General features: G+C 55.7%; 15 protein-coding genes. 10 read left to right on the top strand and 5 right to left on the bottom strand.

The annotated features are described in order from the left end of the window. Positions 1-79 precede the first annotated feature (79 nt). The 3 genes from H1D41_RS07005 to H1D41_RS06995 all read left to right on the top strand — a co-directional run bounded on the left by H1D41_RS07005 (position 80) and on the right by H1D41_RS06995 (position 3,820). Positions 80-1,468 (top strand): TolC family outer membrane protein, encoded by a 1,389-nt coding sequence (locus H1D41_RS07005; RefSeq protein ID WP_228848218.1) that lies wholly within the window; start codon positions 80-82, stop codon positions 1,466-1,468. A gap of 145 nt (positions 1,469-1,613) precedes the next feature. Then, entirely contained in the window at positions 1,614-3,164 is a 1,551-nt protein-coding gene (locus tag H1D41_RS07000) for a hypothetical protein (RefSeq protein ID WP_228848217.1), read from the top strand. 89 nt (positions 3,165-3,253) lie between these two features. Then, positions 3,254-3,820, top strand: a complete 567-nt coding sequence (locus H1D41_RS06995; RefSeq protein WP_228848216.1) for a cobalamin biosynthesis protein CobQ — start codon at positions 3,254-3,256, stop codon at positions 3,818-3,820. An 80-nt stretch (positions 3,821-3,900) separates the two neighbouring features. Here the strand turns inward: H1D41_RS06995 and H1D41_RS06990 are convergent, their stop codons facing one another. Beyond that, positions 3,901-4,215 (bottom strand): DUF6280 family protein, encoded by a 315-nt coding sequence (locus H1D41_RS06990; RefSeq protein ID WP_107497538.1) that lies wholly within the window; start codon positions 4,213-4,215, stop codon positions 3,901-3,903. A 232-nt stretch (positions 4,216-4,447) separates the two neighbouring features. On the opposite strand from H1D41_RS06990, the gene efp reads away from it, so the two are divergent. From efp to H1D41_RS06975, 3 genes are all read left to right on the top strand, one after another. After that, positions 4,448-5,011, top strand: coding sequence for an elongation factor P (gene efp, locus H1D41_RS06985; protein WP_107497539.1), 564 nt, complete (start codon positions 4,448-4,450; stop codon positions 5,009-5,011). A gap of 105 nt (positions 5,012-5,116) precedes the next feature. Then, a complete protein-coding gene (locus H1D41_RS06980; protein WP_228848215.1) occupies positions 5,117-6,142 on the top strand; it encodes a hypothetical protein in 1,026 nt (341 codons plus the stop codon). 23 nt (positions 6,143-6,165) lie between these two features. Further along, positions 6,166-6,432: a DUF6161 domain-containing protein gene (locus H1D41_RS06975; RefSeq protein ID WP_228848372.1), complete on the top strand. Its 267-nt coding sequence runs from the start codon at positions 6,166-6,168 to the stop codon at positions 6,430-6,432. A gap of 25 nt (positions 6,433-6,457) precedes the next feature. On the opposite strand, the gene ygfZ is transcribed toward H1D41_RS06975, so the two are convergent. Continuing rightward, positions 6,458-7,189 (bottom strand): CAF17-like 4Fe-4S cluster assembly/insertion protein YgfZ, encoded by a 732-nt coding sequence (gene ygfZ, locus H1D41_RS06970; RefSeq protein ID WP_228848371.1) that lies wholly within the window; start codon positions 7,187-7,189, stop codon positions 6,458-6,460. Positions 7,190-7,255: 66 nt separating this feature from the next. Between ygfZ and H1D41_RS06965 the strand changes: the two genes are divergently transcribed. After that, positions 7,256-7,933, top strand: coding sequence for a TIGR04283 family arsenosugar biosynthesis glycosyltransferase (locus H1D41_RS06965; protein WP_228848214.1), 678 nt, complete (start codon positions 7,256-7,258; stop codon positions 7,931-7,933). A gap of 85 nt (positions 7,934-8,018) precedes the next feature. On the opposite strand, the gene H1D41_RS06960 is transcribed toward H1D41_RS06965, so the two are convergent. Continuing rightward, positions 8,019-9,818, bottom strand: coding sequence for an ABC transporter ATP-binding protein (locus H1D41_RS06960; protein WP_324250267.1), 1,800 nt, complete (start codon positions 9,816-9,818; stop codon positions 8,019-8,021). 142 nt (positions 9,819-9,960) lie between these two features. Here H1D41_RS06960 and H1D41_RS06955 point away from each other — a divergent pair, with 142 nt between their 5' ends. Beyond that, positions 9,961-11,175 (top strand): pyridoxal-phosphate-dependent aminotransferase family protein, encoded by a 1,215-nt coding sequence (locus H1D41_RS06955; RefSeq protein ID WP_228848213.1) that lies wholly within the window; start codon positions 9,961-9,963, stop codon positions 11,173-11,175. Between the two features lie 29 nt (positions 11,176-11,204). Here H1D41_RS06955 and H1D41_RS06950 read toward each other — a convergent pair whose 3' ends face one another. Next, on the bottom strand, positions 11,205-11,669 hold the full coding sequence (locus H1D41_RS06950; protein ID WP_228848212.1) for a DUF6188 family protein: 465 nt from the start codon (positions 11,667-11,669) through the stop codon (positions 11,205-11,207). A 126-nt stretch (positions 11,670-11,795) separates the two neighbouring features. Here H1D41_RS06950 and H1D41_RS06945 point away from each other — a divergent pair, with 126 nt between their 5' ends. Both H1D41_RS06945 and H1D41_RS06940 read left to right on the top strand, forming a co-directional pair. Further along, positions 11,796-12,602 carry a ChaN family lipoprotein gene (locus tag H1D41_RS06945; RefSeq protein ID WP_228848211.1) on the top strand — a complete coding sequence of 269 codons (807 nt, stop codon included), beginning with the start codon at positions 11,796-11,798 and terminating at the stop codon, positions 12,600-12,602. A gap of 54 nt (positions 12,603-12,656) precedes the next feature. Next, complete coding sequence (locus H1D41_RS06940; protein ID WP_228848210.1) at positions 12,657-13,640, top strand: NADPH:quinone reductase; 984 nt, start codon at positions 12,657-12,659, stop codon at positions 13,638-13,640. On the opposite strand, the gene H1D41_RS06935 is transcribed toward H1D41_RS06940, so the two are convergent. Further along, the gene (locus tag H1D41_RS06935; protein ID WP_228848209.1) at positions 13,637-14,752 is read right to left on the bottom strand and encodes a pyridoxal phosphate-dependent aminotransferase; all 1,116 of its coding nucleotides are present in this window, start codon (positions 14,750-14,752) and stop codon (positions 13,637-13,639) included. The two genes, H1D41_RS06940 and H1D41_RS06935, sit on opposite strands and share 4 nt — an antisense overlap. Positions 14,753-14,844: the final 92 nt, after the last annotated feature.

The following is a 14,844-nucleotide window of genomic DNA, read 5'->3' as shown; positions in this document are numbered from 1 at the left end:
AGCTTTACCCGGACGACAGAAAATCCCAGATCTGCGTATCACTACATATGCAGATCATTGGTGTAACAGGAGACAGGGCATGGGCATCGCATTTCGCAGGCTGAGCATTTCAGCATTGGCAGCAGTTTCGGTTCTTGCCGCATTGCCGGCAAAGGCAGAAACCCTCGCGGATGCGCTTGTATCTGCTTATGAAAGTTCAGGCCTGCTGGAGCAGCAACGCGCAACTTTGCGTGCAGCCGATGAAGGTGTGGCACAGGCTGTTGCGCGTCTGCGTCCGGTTGTAAGTTATACCATTGCAAGCCAGCGGAATTACAGCAACGGTGACATCTCTGGCCGTTTCACAGAAAGCGCGACCATTGATTTCAGTCTGCCCATCTATCAGTTTGGTCGGGGAAATCTTGCTGTTGAGGTGCAGAAAGAAACCGTTCTGGCAACCCGTGATGCGCTGACAGGCGTAGAACAGCAGGTGCTGCTGCGTGCGGTGTCAGCCTATATGAATGTGCGTCGTGATTTGCAGTCTGTGGATCTTAGCAACAATCAGGTCCGTCTGATTTCAGAAGAACTGCGCGCTGCGCGAGATCGATTTGATGTTGGTGAAATTACGCGTACAGATGTGTCTCAGGCGGAAGCCAGTCTTGCGCTGGCGCGGGCAAACCTGGCCGCACGTGAAGGCAGTCTCGCGGTTTCTCGCGAAGAATATCGGGCCGTTGTTGGCCGGTATCCGTCTTCTCTGGCACGTGCACCGCGCGCGCCTTCTGCGGCTGCGGATATGCGTGCCGCGGTTAACATCGCGCGGCAGAACCATCCCGATCTTAAGGGGGCGCAGCGTCAGGTCACAATCAGTGAATTGTCCCTGATGTCAACGGAACGCCAGATGCTGCCAAGCGTTAATCTGACTGCGCGAACCGGTGTGGTTGAAAATGATCGCGATCTGACCGGGAATATCGGTGTCAGCGTTACAGGGCCGATCTATCAGGGTGGGCAGCTGAAATCACTGCAGCGCCAGTCTATGGCTCAACGGGATGCATCCCGCGCCAATCTTTTGGTCACCGGTCAGCGCATTGAACAGAATGTTGCAAACGCATGGTCACAGCTCCGCGTCTCTCAGGCGCAGATTACGGCGAGCAACCGGGCGATTACCGCGTCCCGGGCAGCCTGGGAGGGGGTGCGTGAAGAGGCCCGTCTTGGTGCACGAACAACACTGGATGTCCTTGATGCTGAACAAAACCTGCTTGATGCGCGCACCAATCTTGCCTCTGCGCAGGCGGATGCGCAGATTGCAGCCTATACGCTTTTGTCAAGCATGGGGCTTTTGACGGCTGAACATCTGAACCTTGGTGTACAGACTTACGATCCGACGGATTATTATGATGCCGTTTCCGGTGCGCCAATCCGTCCTGTGACCAGCGAACAGGGCGAACGTCTGGACAATCTGTTGCGTTCGATTGCCGGGGGTGGGAACAACTGATCTGGTGATCGTGAAAAAGATATAAACAGATGATCCCGCTTTCGCGGTTAGAATTTTACCTGTCTGTTGTGTGAAGATGGTGCAGGGCGTATATTACCCCTCACCATCTTTTGTTTTCCGGATGTCGTAACCATAGGATCAGTCAATGTCAGAACCCGTTTCCAAGGCCGAAGTTGAAGATGTTTTATCGTCTATCCGTAAACTTGTTTCTGATGACAGCACTTCGGTTGAAGTGGTTGCCCCGGCGCCTGTGACGCCCGTGCTGATTACGCCCGAAGTTTCTGTAAATCATGAGGAAAATGCGTCTGTGGGCCAGGGTGTTCTGGTTCCCGATGTGGCGGAAAGCACAGCGGATGTGTCCTGGAACAGCGGATTTGTGGTTGCTGAGGATCAGGTTGTTGAAGAAAGTCAGGCTGCTGATATGCACGCAGGGATTGCATCTGTGGCTGAGGTAGAATCAGTTCAGGTTGAAGAGCTGGAGTCGACCGGGTTTGAGACGGATTTGACCGAAGGCGCTGCCATCTCTGCCGGAGATGACGCATTGGATGAAGGTCCTGCTGTCGATTTTGAGGCCCTTGCCGAAGCCCCATTGGCGGAATTTGCGACCACAGATGCGACAGCTGTTGTGGCTGCTTTCAAGCGCCTGGAAGACAAAGCTGCGCATATGGAAACCGCGATTTCCGACCAGGATGATGATTGGGAAACCGATGGGACAGAGCTTGCGGATCTGGCTGTTGAGAAGTTTTCTGATTTCAACGTTACCCCGAAGGCTGAGACCGCAGATATTTATGTCTTGGGACAACACGAAGCGGTTACTGTTGCGCCGCTTCTTTTGCAGGAAGAGGTCACGGCAACTGAGGAAGTCGTTCCGGCACCATTTCTGCTGACGACAGCTGCCCTTGTCGCGCGGGAAGATATTGTACTGGGGGCCGGCTCCATCACCCCGGCAGAGCTGTCTGCTGATACAAACACCGCACCCGCAGTTGTGCAAAGCCCTGAAACCCAGGATGAATTTAATCCGAAAGACGTCGGGACTGAAGAACAGGTTGCTGCCGATATCGCCGCTTTCGTGGATCGTGAGATCCCCGATGTGCAAGACGTGGACAATCAAGAACACGCTGCGGATGTTGATGAGACGCAGGTGGTTGATCTGCCTTCTGCCGAAGAGGTTGAGGACGAACTTTCGGAAGCATTGCTGGCGGCTATGCCATCAGATTCGCCTGAAGTCGCAATTTCCGAGGTGACGGAGATCGCGGATCTGGCTGAAGGTTCTGACGAACTGTCCGTTCCTGACGACATTGAGGTGTCTCCGGTTGCGGAGGAACAGCCTGTGTCGGAAAGCAGTGCGACTGAGGAATTTGTTGTAACACACACAGAAGCCCAGGTGGAACAGCAGGAAAATGCGGAATCCGCCCCGGAATTCACAGCACCGGCGCATGAGGACCGTGTTGAAGACCTGTCTGTCACTGAGGACGTAACAGAAACCAGTGCGGGGCCTATCGCCGCTGATGAGGAAACTGATCGGGGTGAGGCGATCATTTCGGCAATGGATGAAGATAAGCTGCGTGATCTGGTTGCGGATGTGGTGCGCCAGGAATTGCGCGGGGCACTTGGGGAACGGATCACGCGGAATATGCGCAAGATGGTTCGTCGCGAGATCTACCGCACAGTGTCTTCACGCGATTTCGAAAGCTGATGACTGTCGCGTAAAATCGTTTACATTTCAGAGAGCCCCGATCAGGATATCCTGACGGGGTTTTTTCTTTTGTACAGAGAAGGGCGGGGATGAACACACCCACACATCTGCTGATCGGTCTTGCGGTCTGCGGCAAAGCCCATGCCCCGCGTGTAAACCTTGCGGCGGTCGTCGGGGGGCTGATGCCAGATCTGTCCCTGTATCTGCTGTCCATTCATGCCATCTGGTGGCGCGGGATTTCGCCACAGATTGTGTTTGATGAATATTATTTCTCAGATGCCTGGCAGGCTGTGTTTCAGGTGGATAACAGTTTTATCCTCTGGGGCGGGCTTCTGATCCTGGCATTCTGGCGCGGGCCGCTTTGGTTGCGGGCTTTTGCCGGGGCAGGGTTTCTGCACCTTTGTTTTGATTTCCCCTTCCACAATGATGATGCCCGGGCGCAGTTCTGGCCGCTGACGGATTGGGTGTTTCACAGCCCTCTCAGCTATTGGGATGTGGATCATCACGGGGGATGGGTGGCCCTGGCTGAGCTTGCGCTTGTCGTGGTGCTGCTGGGGATCCTCTGGCGGCGTCATCATGGGATGCTTGCCCGTATCGGCCTGGGGCTGACCGCGGCCAGTGTCATCCTGCCAGCCGTGATCTTCAGCGCGTTGTAGGCACAGGATTGGCCAAAAGAAAAACGCGCCCGGATCAGGCGCGTTTCACAAAACGTTCAATCTCAGCAGTTAAACAGCGCTTAAGCTGCTTCGGCCTGCTGGTTGCGGCGTTCACTTTCCTCACGGGACAGAGCCACGGAGGTCCGGACACCTTTGCCCACGAATTCCATCAGGCCGCCCACAACGCGTTCGTTCGGATCAATGCCGGCGCAGGACAGAACTTCGCGTCCATCGCGGGAGCGTGCCCAGCGCGCGATTTGCTCAGGGCCGTTACCGTATTTTTTGTCGTCAGCAATGGCGTCGTCCAGCGCGGCCAGAACCACAGCGGCAAACAGCTTTTTAGCGCGGTTGCCCTGTTCATTGTTAAACGCTGAACCATCAACGAAATCAAGCATCTCGCCGTCCTTTATATTTTTGCTCTTGTGCTTAGAAGCGTGACGTCCAATATGGCGTAATTCTTACTGATTCGGTGTTGCTATCTCGGAATGGTAGCTATGCACGTTGCGCATGGCTTATTGAGGCATTTACACCGCAGGAATATTCGCACCGGACACCGGCTTGTCAGCTTCGGGTCATCTATATATAGGTTCCGGTCAGATCCGATCAAGATTTATCAGGAATTTACCCATGCCCAAGATCAACGGAAACGAAATTCGCCCCGGCAATGTGCTGGAACATAACGATGGTCTCTGGGCCGCTGTTAAGGTCGATCACGTGAAACCTGGTAAGGGCGGCGCCTTTGCTCAGGTGGAAATGAAGAACCTGCGCAACGGATCCAAGCTGAACGAACGGTTCCGCTCTGCTGACAAAGTGGAACGTGTGCGCCTGGAACAGAAAGACCAGCAGTTCCTGTACGAAGACGACGGTATGCTGATCTTTATGGATACCGAAACCTATGAGCAGAACCAGATCCCATCTGACCTGCTGGGCGAACGCCGCCCCTTCCTGCAGGACGGTATGACCATCGTGGTGGAATTCTATGATACCGAAGCACTGAACGCGACTGTGCCGCAGAAAGTGACCTGTAAGGTTGTTGAGACAGAGCCCGTTGTGAAAGGCCAGACTGCTGCGAACAGCTTTAAGCCAGCGATCCTGGACAATGGCGTGAAAGTCATGGTGCCGCCGTTTGTGGGCCAGGATGAAGACATCGTGGTGAACACAGAATCCATGGAATATTCCGAGCGCGCATAAGCCCTTGCGAATATGAGAAAATGAAGCGCCCTCCGGGGCGCTTTTTTGTTGGAATACACCTGTGGTTGTGGTGGTCTGTGTTTTAATTCATGCAAAGGTAATTTCATGGCAGGCGAGACCTATCGTATTCAATACAAATCACTGGACGATCTGGAGTTCAAAAGCAGAGCGTCGGTCGAGAAATATCTGAAAGAAGAAGAGGCGGTTTGGCGGGAATTTCTGCTTTGGTTTATCAACGATGAAAAACTGGCCTCTGTTGGTTTGCAGGTGAGAAATTTCGGACGGAGTTTCGGGAACGTGCTGTCGAACCTGGAAAATGCGACTGGTTTCAACAGGCAGTTTCCATTCTCGAGAAGCAATGTACTTTTGCCGCCTCCCTCCCGAACACTGGTAGGCCAGCTTACGCTGGGGCTCTTCAATAATGGCAATCAGAAAGATGCGGTTTCGGTGTATCTCTGCTTTATCTCTTTAGAGGCGCACACTTTGCCAGGAAACCTAAAGGGTAGGAAAGAACAGGGGGCTGCGCTGGTCGCGGGGGCAAAAGCAGCTGAAGCGCTGCCGTTTCACCAGATATCGTCACAGAAACGTGCAGGTGCCGCGAGAATGGCTGAAGCGCATGCTGCTGCGATGGCCGAGGAAGTTGAAGGTGCTGAGCGTGAGCGTGAAACGCTGACTGAAACGATGTCACATATGGCTGAAAGTTGGAGCCGAACCTTTGAAACAAATCAGAAGTTGGTTGAAGTGCGTGAAGAGAGGCAATCTGTAGAGTTCGATCTAAGCCTGAAAGAATTCAAGAGTACATTCGATGGCGAGATGATCCAGATTGAAGAGAGTTTCCGGGCGAGAATGTCTGAGCATGCTTTAGAGCAAGAAGCTCATGGCGCCAGATATGAAGAGTTGTTGGATAAGTTTCTGGTTCAGATGCAATATCGGGCACCGGTCAAATTGTGGGGAGATCGACAAGAGGGGCACATCGAGGCATCTGGTAAAGCATTCAAACGATTTATTGGTTTTGCATGCGTTGCCGTTCTTATTGCTCTCCTGGTTCCTTTCTTCGCAGGGGATTATATCGCAGCCAGCTTCTATCAGACCCAGGGCACAGAGCAGGTGTTTTCTGTCAAGGACCCCTGACCATTGCGGGGCTATTGCTGGTGATGTCTCTGATCCTCTGGGGGATCAGGCTGCAATATCGGGTGTATCTGAGTGAGCGTCATCTGGCCCTGGATGCCGGAGAAAAGAAAGCTTTTGCCCAGGCTTTCCTTGCTTTCCGTGAAGATAAATCCGTTGGGGCAGACAATGAGGCGATTGTTCTGGCTTCGCTGTTTCGCCCGACGCAGGATGGTATTATCCGGGATGATGGAGCTTCTCTGGATATTTCCGCGGCGGCGCTGCTTGCAAAGCAACTGGGCAGCCGGAACTGACGAAAGCGCCGCTTCGGGCCTGGGTTTACTTGGCCAGTGTTACGCTTGCGGCGCCTGCAAGCATACCGTCTTTGGCACGGTCGAAACGCAGATATGCAATCGCCTGATCCCCCGCGCGGCTGTGCAGGGTGCCGACGGGTTTTCCATCAAGGGTGATTTCTGTGCCGGGTTCTGCAACGCCTGTGACCGTCACGCGTGCGAGGCCTTTGCGCAATTCGGTTTTATATTTCATCCGGGCGACGATTTCCTGACCGATGAAACAGCCTTTCTTGAAGTCCACCCCGTTGAGGCGTTCAAAGCCTGCCTCAAGAATATAGGTGTCGGGGGTCAGTTCGATCCCGGTTTCGGGGATCAGATGTTCTACGCGCAGGGCAGTCTGATCCGGGGCAGGGGAAAGGCCAGTTGCATCACCAAAGCTGCGCCAGCCAAGGGATGTGTGGCGGGGGTCCGTGTTCGCGCCGTCCGGGTATTCGCCTGTGCCGCATAGCACGGCCAGATCTGTTTCCTCAAACTGCACATCAGCGCGCAGGCGATACATGGTCAGGCGTTGCACAAGGCCGGCGGCCAAGCTTTCGGCCACATCAATCAGCAAGTGATCCGTTTCGGATTTCACAAAGAAATCTGCCAGATATTTGCCTTGTGGGGTCAGAAGGGCCGTATAGATCAGCCCGTGGTCCGCGATAGTGTTGGTCACAAGCCCCTGAAGGAAGCTGAGCCGTTCCGCCCCGGTCACACGGATCACGCGGCGCTCTGGCAGATAATATGTGGTCATGGTCGGATCCCCGGGCTGTCATTCTCTGGTTCTGAGGATATAAGTCATCTGATGGGAAAGAAAACAACCTCTCTTGAACTCTCTGTGATTATTCCGGTGCTGAATGGGGCGGAGGATCTGGCGCGTTGTCTGGCGCAGCTGGACGGCGTGTCCCAGGTGATTGTGTCAGATGGGGGATCTGCGGATGAAAGTCAGGAGATTGCGGGGGCGTCCGGGGCGCATCTTGTGACAGGGCTGCCGGGACGTGGTGGGCAGCTTAAACGCGGGGCGGACATTGCAGAGATGTCCTGGGTTTTGTTCCTGCACGTGGATTCGCAGCTGCCTGCGGACTGGTGTGATCAGGTCGCGGGACATATCGCCACCAGTTCTGCGCCCGCAGCCTTTCATCTGCGTTTTGATGCTCCGGGCTGGCAGGCGCGTTTTGTGGCGGGCTGGGCCAATCTGCGCAGTCGTGTGTTTAGCCTGCCTTATGGCGATCAGGCATTGCTGATTTCGCGGGACGCCTATGATCAGGCAGGCGGATTTGAAGATATTCCTTTGATGGAGGATGTGGCGCTGGTACGGCGCTTGCCGCGGGTGACTTTGCTGCCGGGGGCGATCACAACCAGTGCGCAACGATATACCCGGCAGGGGTGGTTTACCCGGGGGCGACGCAATTTCTGGCTGTTGTTGCGTTATATCTGTGGGGCGCGTCCAGAGGATCTGGCGCGGGCATACCGGCAGAAGTGAAGGGGGGGCAGCCCCCGCATCCCCGGAGTATTTCCAGAAGGTGAAAGGAAGCGAGGAGCACCCGTCAGGGAGCGATGAGCAGCGGTTAATTTTCAGGCGATTTTGACTGCAATGCCCAGAGACCGGCGTAAATGCCGTTTTGTGCCAGGAGGTCCTCATGCGTGCCTTCTTCCGCCACGCGGCCCTGATCCATGACCACGATTTTATCGGCGTTGCGGATGGTGGACAGGCGGTGGGCGATCACAAGCGTTGTGCGGCCTTCGGACAGGGTTTCAATTGCGGCCTGTACCAGGGCTTCGGATTTTGTATCAAGGGCAGAAGTTGCCTCATCCAGCAGCAGCACCGGGGCATTGCGCAAGAGTGCGCGTGCGATGGCGATGCGCTGGCGCTGACCGCCAGACAGGTTTGCACCACGTGGCCCGGCCGGGCTGTTCAGGCCTTCAGGAAGGCTGTTCACAAAATCAGACACATTGGCGGCATCCAGTGCACGCGAGAGGGTGGTTTCATCCACATTCTCAAATCCGGGCATGATGTTTTCAAGCAGGGTTTCATCAAACAGAAGCGCATCCTGGGCCACAGAGGAAAACTGCGCGCGCAAATCTGGCAGTGACAATGCGCGAATATCGGTGCCGCCCAGAGTGACCTGGCCTGCATCCGGATCTGACATGCGGGTGAGCACATTAAAGACGGTGCTTTTGCCCGCCCCGGAGGAGCCGACAAAGGCGGTGGTTTTGCCGGCCTCTGCCACGCAGCTCAACCCACGCAGGGCGGGCAGGGCGCCGTAGGACAATTCGACATTCTCAAAGCGGATTTCTGTGCCTGCATCGGTGGTCTGCGTGACCGGGGATGCAGGTGACGTGATCGAGGGTTTTGTGTCAAACAGACGGTAAAGACGTTCAAGGCTGGCAGCCGCAACCTGCCACTGGCCTGTGGCCCCGCCCAGACGACGCAAAGGCTGGAAGGTCAGGGACATGGCGGTGAAGAACGTCATGAACTGGCCGACGGTTTTTTCACCGGCGATGATTTCGTGGCCACCTACTATGAGGACCGCGAAAAAACCAATACCTGTTACGATATCAATCATCGATGGGATGGTGGCCTGGCTTGCAGCGGTTTTCACCTCGGCTTTTACAATCCGGTCAATGATCCCGCGGAACCGGCTGACCTGATAGGTTTCCATCTGGTTCAGCTTAATCGCCTGAATACCGTGAAAGACCTCATCCAGCCGGGTGGATCGTTTGCCCGCTTCTTCACGCAGATGGCGGGTCTTGCGACGGATGTAGCGTTGCAGAGCAGCGGTGGGCAGGATCAGCAGGGGTACTGCGACCACGGCAACCAGCGTCCAGACCGGATCTGTGGTGATTGCGACAAAGAACAGACCGAAGAGTGAAAAGAAATCACGGCCAACGCCCTGAATGACCACACGCCAGACGCTTTGCACTTGCACGGTGTCGCCCTGAATGCGTTCCATCAGGGAACCGGGCGGGTTTTTGTGGAAGAACTGGCTGTCAAGTTTCAGGATATGATCCAGAAGATCCACCTGCATATCGGTTGAGGAACGCATGGAAATTTTTGCAAGCAGGGTTTTGCTGAGAATTTCCGATATGCCGCGCATACAGAACAGCCCCATGATCACGCCGCCAATCCACCAGATTGCATCTGCATCCCCGCCGACAAAAACATTGTCAAACATCGGTTCCAACATCTTCGCAAGGATCGCCAGAGACGCGCCATTGATCAGCATAAACACCGCAACAACCGCCAGAGACAGACGATGCGGGCGCAGGTAATCGCGCCAGAGACGGGCAAAGAGAGTGCGGGAAGAATAGTCATCCGCAGTATCCGGGGTGTTGTTTACTGAGGACTGGGGGGAGGTATCGGTCACGGTTTTTCCTGTCTCGTGCATTCCCTCTGATGTAGCCCGTCCAGCAGGCGCGCGCAAGAACACCGCAGTTTTACGGTGATTGACCTGCGGGTTTCTTCTCCATAACCATATGGCAAAAGAAACAGGGAAACGCAGGCGCAACATGTCCGATCAGGAAATATCACTGGCCGCTGGCCGTCATTATCTGGCCATTCCGGGACCATCGGTCATGCCGGACCGGGTGCTGAATGCGATGCATGTGGCTGCGCCCAATATCTACACCGGGCCGCTGCTTGATATGATGGATGGTCTTGTGGCCGATCTGAAAGCGGTTGCGCGGACAAAGCACCACGTGGCGATCTATGTGTCGAACGGCCATGGCGGTTGGGAAGCGTCACTGGTGAACACAGTGGCGCCCGGTGAAAAAGTGCTGGTGCTGGTGAACGGCATGTTTGGCCAGGGCTGGGCGAACCATGCCATGGGGCTGGGTCTTGATGTGGAGATCATGGATTTTGGCAAACGCGCGGCCTGGGATTTTGATAAGATTTCGGCACGGCTTAGCGTGGATCAGGGGCAGATCAAAGCGATACTATGTGCGCATGTGGACACCTCAACATCTTACAAAAATGACCTGCAGCGCCTCCGTGAGGTGATGGATGGTGTCGGGCATGATGCGCTGTTGTTGGCGGATTGCATTGCCTCTATGGGCTGTGATCGGTTTGAAATGGATGCCTGGGGGGTCGATGTGGCGATTTCCTCCAGCCAGAAAGGGTTGATGACACCGCCGGGGCTGGGGCTTGTCTGGTTCAATGACAAAGCGGCGGAACGGCAGAAAAGCCTGAAGCAGGTCTCGCCTTACTGGAACTGGGTCCCGCGCGCGAACCCGGAAGGGTTTTATCAGTATTTCAACGGCACTGCGCCGACCCATCACCTTTTGGGCCTGCGCGAAGCGCTGACCATGCTTGTGCATGAGGAAGGGATGGAAAACGCCTGGGCCCGTCATGAGACCCTTGCCCGTGCGGTCTGGGCTGCTTGTGGCGTCTGGGGGCAGGGAGGGCCTGTGGAAATGCAGGTGCCGGATGCGGTGGACCGCGGTCATGCGGTGACAGGTGTCAGCATTGGTGCGCCCAGTGGCACGACGCTGCGCGATTGGCTAAGCGAAAACATGGGCGTGACCCTGGGCATTGGTCTTGGCATTGTACCGCCGAATGATCCGGAATGGCACGGGCATTTCCGCATCGGCCATATGGGGCATGTGAATGCGCATATGGTGCTGGGCACGCTGGGGGCAATTGATACCGGTCTGAAAGCGCTGGGCATTCCTCATGGCGATGGCGCGCTGACGGCCGCAAGTCGCATCTGTGCGGGACAGGCGTAGGTTTACTTTCTGCTGGTTGTGATGAGGGCCTATGTAAAATTCCGGGCGGAAATTTCAGATCCGGTAAAACACGCCAGCTCTGCTTCCTCTGCATAAGGATCGGCGGCGTATTTTGTGATGCACCATTGCCAGTCAACGACGTGGGTGTCGGATCTGATTGTGATTGTCACCCCATGTTCGAAGTGCAACGTCAGACTGGCATCGTTTTCAATGGAGGCTTTGAGAACTGTCTGGCGTGTGACAGAAGCAAGGAGCGTCGCCCAGCTGACCTCTTCCGGGTCGGTACATTCAAGCATTTCTTGATCTACATTTCGCAGAGCCTGATTGATGAGGTCTTCTTTCGTAGAAGACATTGTATGGAAGGCGATGCGATAGGTATTGCCCAACTTCAAGGTCCACATATCACCGGTTTCAAACCCGGTGATATGTGCACCTGTTATCATCTCAGTAAGACGCTGAGTGGCTTCAGAAACCCCGATCAGGATATGGCTCATGTGTTTCTCTTTGTCCTTGCGTTGTTGAGGGACAGATTTTTTGTCGACTTTTAAGAGAACATACTTTGTTTACATTCTGTAGTGAGTAAAATATCTGATTATTAAAGTCAGATATTTGAGGTCGCGATGAAACATTTTTTGCTTTCTACTGCTCTCGCCTTCGCGGCCACGGCAACATGGGCTGAAGACCTGCCGCAGGGTATGGCAGGGGCGGATGTGGTTTTTCTGGGGGAAATTCACGACAATCCGCATCACCACGCCCGTCAGGTGGTTCTGATGGCGGTATTGCAGCCTGCAGCGATTGTCTTTGAAATGCTGACACCTGAGCAGGCCGCGCTTGCGTCGGATGCTTCGCGTCTGGATCTGACGGCGCTTGAGTCTGCGCTGGATTGGGAAAACACAGGCTGGCCGGATTTTGCCATGTATGGTCTGTTGTTTCAGGTTGCGCCAGAGGCCCGGATTTATGGGGCTGCCGTTCTGCGTGAAGAAGCCTCGCGCGTGATGTCAGAAGGTGCAGCGGTGGTCTTTGGGCCAGATGCTAGGGAATATGGCCTGGATCAGCCTTTGCCGGAAACGCAACAACAGGCCCGGGAAGAGGCGCAGTTTGCGGTCCATTGTGATGCGATGCCGATGGAAATGATGGGCATGATGGTTGATTTTCAGCGTCTGCGGGATGCAAGCCTGGCCCGTGCGGCCCATCAGGCCTTCACCGAAACTGGTGGGCCGGTTGTGGTGATCACCGGCAATGGTCATGCCCGGATGGATCACGGCGCGCCTTATGTTCTGACGCAGGCCGACTCCGCAGTGACACAGTATAGTTTTGGTCAGTACGAACTTGAGGCAGGTGAAGGGGTCGAAGCGCAGTTTGATAGCTGGGAGATCACAGAGGCTGTCGCCCGTCCTGATCCCTGTGAGGCTTTTGCAGGTAATTAAGATTGCGAATCTGCCCGTGCATTCTATCCTCCTGACAAAACGCAGGAGGATAACATGCGCGCCATCACTTATGATCGTTTCGGACCGGCATCTGAGGTTCTGACCCTGACTGATCTGCCTGTGCCGACTGTGGCTCCGGGCGAGGTTCTGGTGCGTCTGAAAACCTCTGGCGTGAACCCATCAGACATTCGTGCCCGTGCCGGTGGACGCCCCGGTGTGACAAAGCCGCCGTTTCCACAGATTATCCCGCACAGCGACGGGGCAGGCGTGGTTGAGGCTGTGGGCGAAGGTGTGGATGCGGCGCGTATCGGTCAGCGTGTCTGGGTCTGGAATGGTCAGTGGCAGCGCGCTTTTGGCACGGCGGCGGATTATATCACCCTGCCCGCAGAACAGGCGGTGGAACTGCCGGACCATGTCAGCTTTGAGGAAGGCGCAATTCTGGGCATCCCGGGCCTGACAGCGGTGCATGCGGTACTGGGCGGAGGATCAGTTGCGGGCAAGACCGTGTTGATCAGCGGTGGCGCGGGCACAGTCGGGCGGATTGCGGTGCAGGCGGCAAAAGCATCCGGTGCGCGGGTGCTGACCACGGCCCGCCCGGCGGCCCATGCAGATCTGAAAGCCCTTGGGGCAGAGGTGTTTGATTACAGCGTGCCTGATCTGGCAGAACAGATTCTGGCTGCGACAAATGGTGCGCTGATTGACCGGATTGTTGAGGTCGAGTTCGGCAAAAACGCGGATACCAATGCACAGATCATCGCGGAACGCGGTACAATCGCGGCCTTTGGGTCGGCCCTTGATATGGCCCCGGTGATGCCCTTTTATCCCTTAATGTTCAAGGCGGTGAACATTGATCTGGTGCTGGTCTATCTGCTGGCCGCGACGGAACGTCAGGCGGCGATTGCGAACCTGACGGATCTGCTTGATCGCAAGGTGCTGGATCTGCGGATTGCAGAGGTCATGCCGCTGGAAGACTGTGCCCGCGCCCATGATCTGATTACAAGTGGCGCGCGCGCGGGATCCGTGGTTCTGACGATTTAAACCCTGGCGGCTTTCAGGGCTGCGGGCAGAGCTTTGGCAAATAGATCCAGTTCGGTTTCAGGCCCGGCAGAAACCCGGATGCAGCGGTTCTGAGGATCGGAAAAGGGCATGCGAATGAAGATGCCTGCTTTGCCAAGTTCGGACACAATACGGGCGGCAAAAGCCCCGTCACGCCCACAATCAATCGCGACGAAATTTGTGGCAGAAGGCAGGGCGGTCAGCCCGTTCTCTGCCGCGATTTCACCGATACGGGTGCGGGCCTCTGCAACCTGTTTCAGGGTCTGCGCCAGGTGGGGCTGGTCGTTTAGAGCTGCCAGCGCCCCGGCCTGAGCAGCGCGGTTCATACCGAAATGATTGCGGATTTTGTTGAAGGCGGAAATGACTTCCGGGGTGGAAATCCCATAGCCCACGCGCGCGCCTGCCATACCGTAAGCTTTTGAAAAGGTGCGGAAGCGGATGACACGCGCATCTGTAGTGTCAATGGCAGGGGCTGTGCCTTCCGGTGCAAACTCCACATAGGCTTCGTCCAGTACAAGCAGCGCGCCTTCGGGCACATTGCCGATCATCTGCTGAATGGTCGCGGCGGAATGCCATGTGCCCATCGGGTTGTCCGGGTTGGCGATGTAAATCAGCTTGGCGCCGACTTCACGGGCCTTTTCGATCAGCGCCAGCGGGTCTTCATTATCACCCTTATAGGGCACTTTGTGCAACACACCGCCAAAGCCTGCGACATGATAGTTGAAGGTGGGATATGCGCCCTCTGACGTCACGACCGCATCACCTGCATTTATGAACAGCCGGACCAGATAGCCCAAAAGCCCGTCAATGCCTTCACCGATCATGATGTTGTCCGGGGAGATCCCGTGATGTGTGGCTAGGGCCTGGCGCAGATCGTGGCTTTCGGGATCAGCGTATTTCCAGATCTCTGCGGTCTCAGCCTGCATCGCGGCAATCGCTTTGGGCGAGGGGCCAAAGCCCAGCTCATTCGCACCCAGCCGGGCGTCAAAGGCTACGCCTCGTATGCGTTCCTGCGCTTCGGGGCCGACAAAAGGCACAGAGGCGGGCAGGGTGGCGGCAAGCGGGGTGAGGCGGGGATCGGTTGTGTCAGTCATATCGTCAGATAACCCTGTGGGCGCATTTGGGGCAAGGGTTGAAAATGTGCAAATCGTGATTAGATGAGAATCATTCTCAACAACGCAATGGG

This window comes from Halocynthiibacter styelae (genome assembly GCF_016123485.1).
Taxonomy (GTDB): Bacteria; Pseudomonadota; Alphaproteobacteria; order Rhodobacterales; family Rhodobacteraceae; genus Halocynthiibacter; species Halocynthiibacter styelae.
Note: the sequence above shows the minus strand (reverse complement) of the source record. Positions and strands in the feature narration are given on the sequence as shown.

Coding starts and splice junctions, on each gene's coding strand:
- H1D41_RS07005 (WP_228848218.1), top strand. CDS start 80: ATGGGCATCGCATTTCGCAGGCTGAGCATTTCAGCATTGGCAGCAGTT.
- H1D41_RS07000 (WP_228848217.1), top strand. CDS start 1,614: ATGTCAGAACCCGTTTCCAAGGCCGAAGTTGAAGATGTTTTATCGTCT.
- H1D41_RS06995 (WP_228848216.1), top strand. CDS start 3,254: ATGAACACACCCACACATCTGCTGATCGGTCTTGCGGTCTGCGGCAAA.
- H1D41_RS06990 (WP_107497538.1), bottom strand. CDS start 4,215: ATGCTTGATTTCGTTGATGGTTCAGCGTTTAACAATGAACAGGGCAAC.
- efp (WP_107497539.1), top strand. CDS start 4,448: ATGCCCAAGATCAACGGAAACGAAATTCGCCCCGGCAATGTGCTGGAA.
- H1D41_RS06980 (WP_228848215.1), top strand. CDS start 5,117: ATGGCAGGCGAGACCTATCGTATTCAATACAAATCACTGGACGATCTG.
- H1D41_RS06975 (WP_228848372.1), top strand. CDS start 6,166: ATGTCTCTGATCCTCTGGGGGATCAGGCTGCAATATCGGGTGTATCTG.
- H1D41_RS06965 (WP_228848214.1), top strand. CDS start 7,256: ATGGGAAAGAAAACAACCTCTCTTGAACTCTCTGTGATTATTCCGGTG.
- H1D41_RS06955 (WP_228848213.1), top strand. CDS start 9,961: ATGTCCGATCAGGAAATATCACTGGCCGCTGGCCGTCATTATCTGGCC.
- H1D41_RS06950 (WP_228848212.1), bottom strand. CDS start 11,669: ATGAGCCATATCCTGATCGGGGTTTCTGAAGCCACTCAGCGTCTTACT.
- H1D41_RS06945 (WP_228848211.1), top strand. CDS start 11,796: ATGAAACATTTTTTGCTTTCTACTGCTCTCGCCTTCGCGGCCACGGCA.
- H1D41_RS06940 (WP_228848210.1), top strand. CDS start 12,657: ATGCGCGCCATCACTTATGATCGTTTCGGACCGGCATCTGAGGTTCTG.
- H1D41_RS06935 (WP_228848209.1), bottom strand. CDS start 14,752: ATGACTGACACAACCGATCCCCGCCTCACCCCGCTTGCCGCCACCCTG.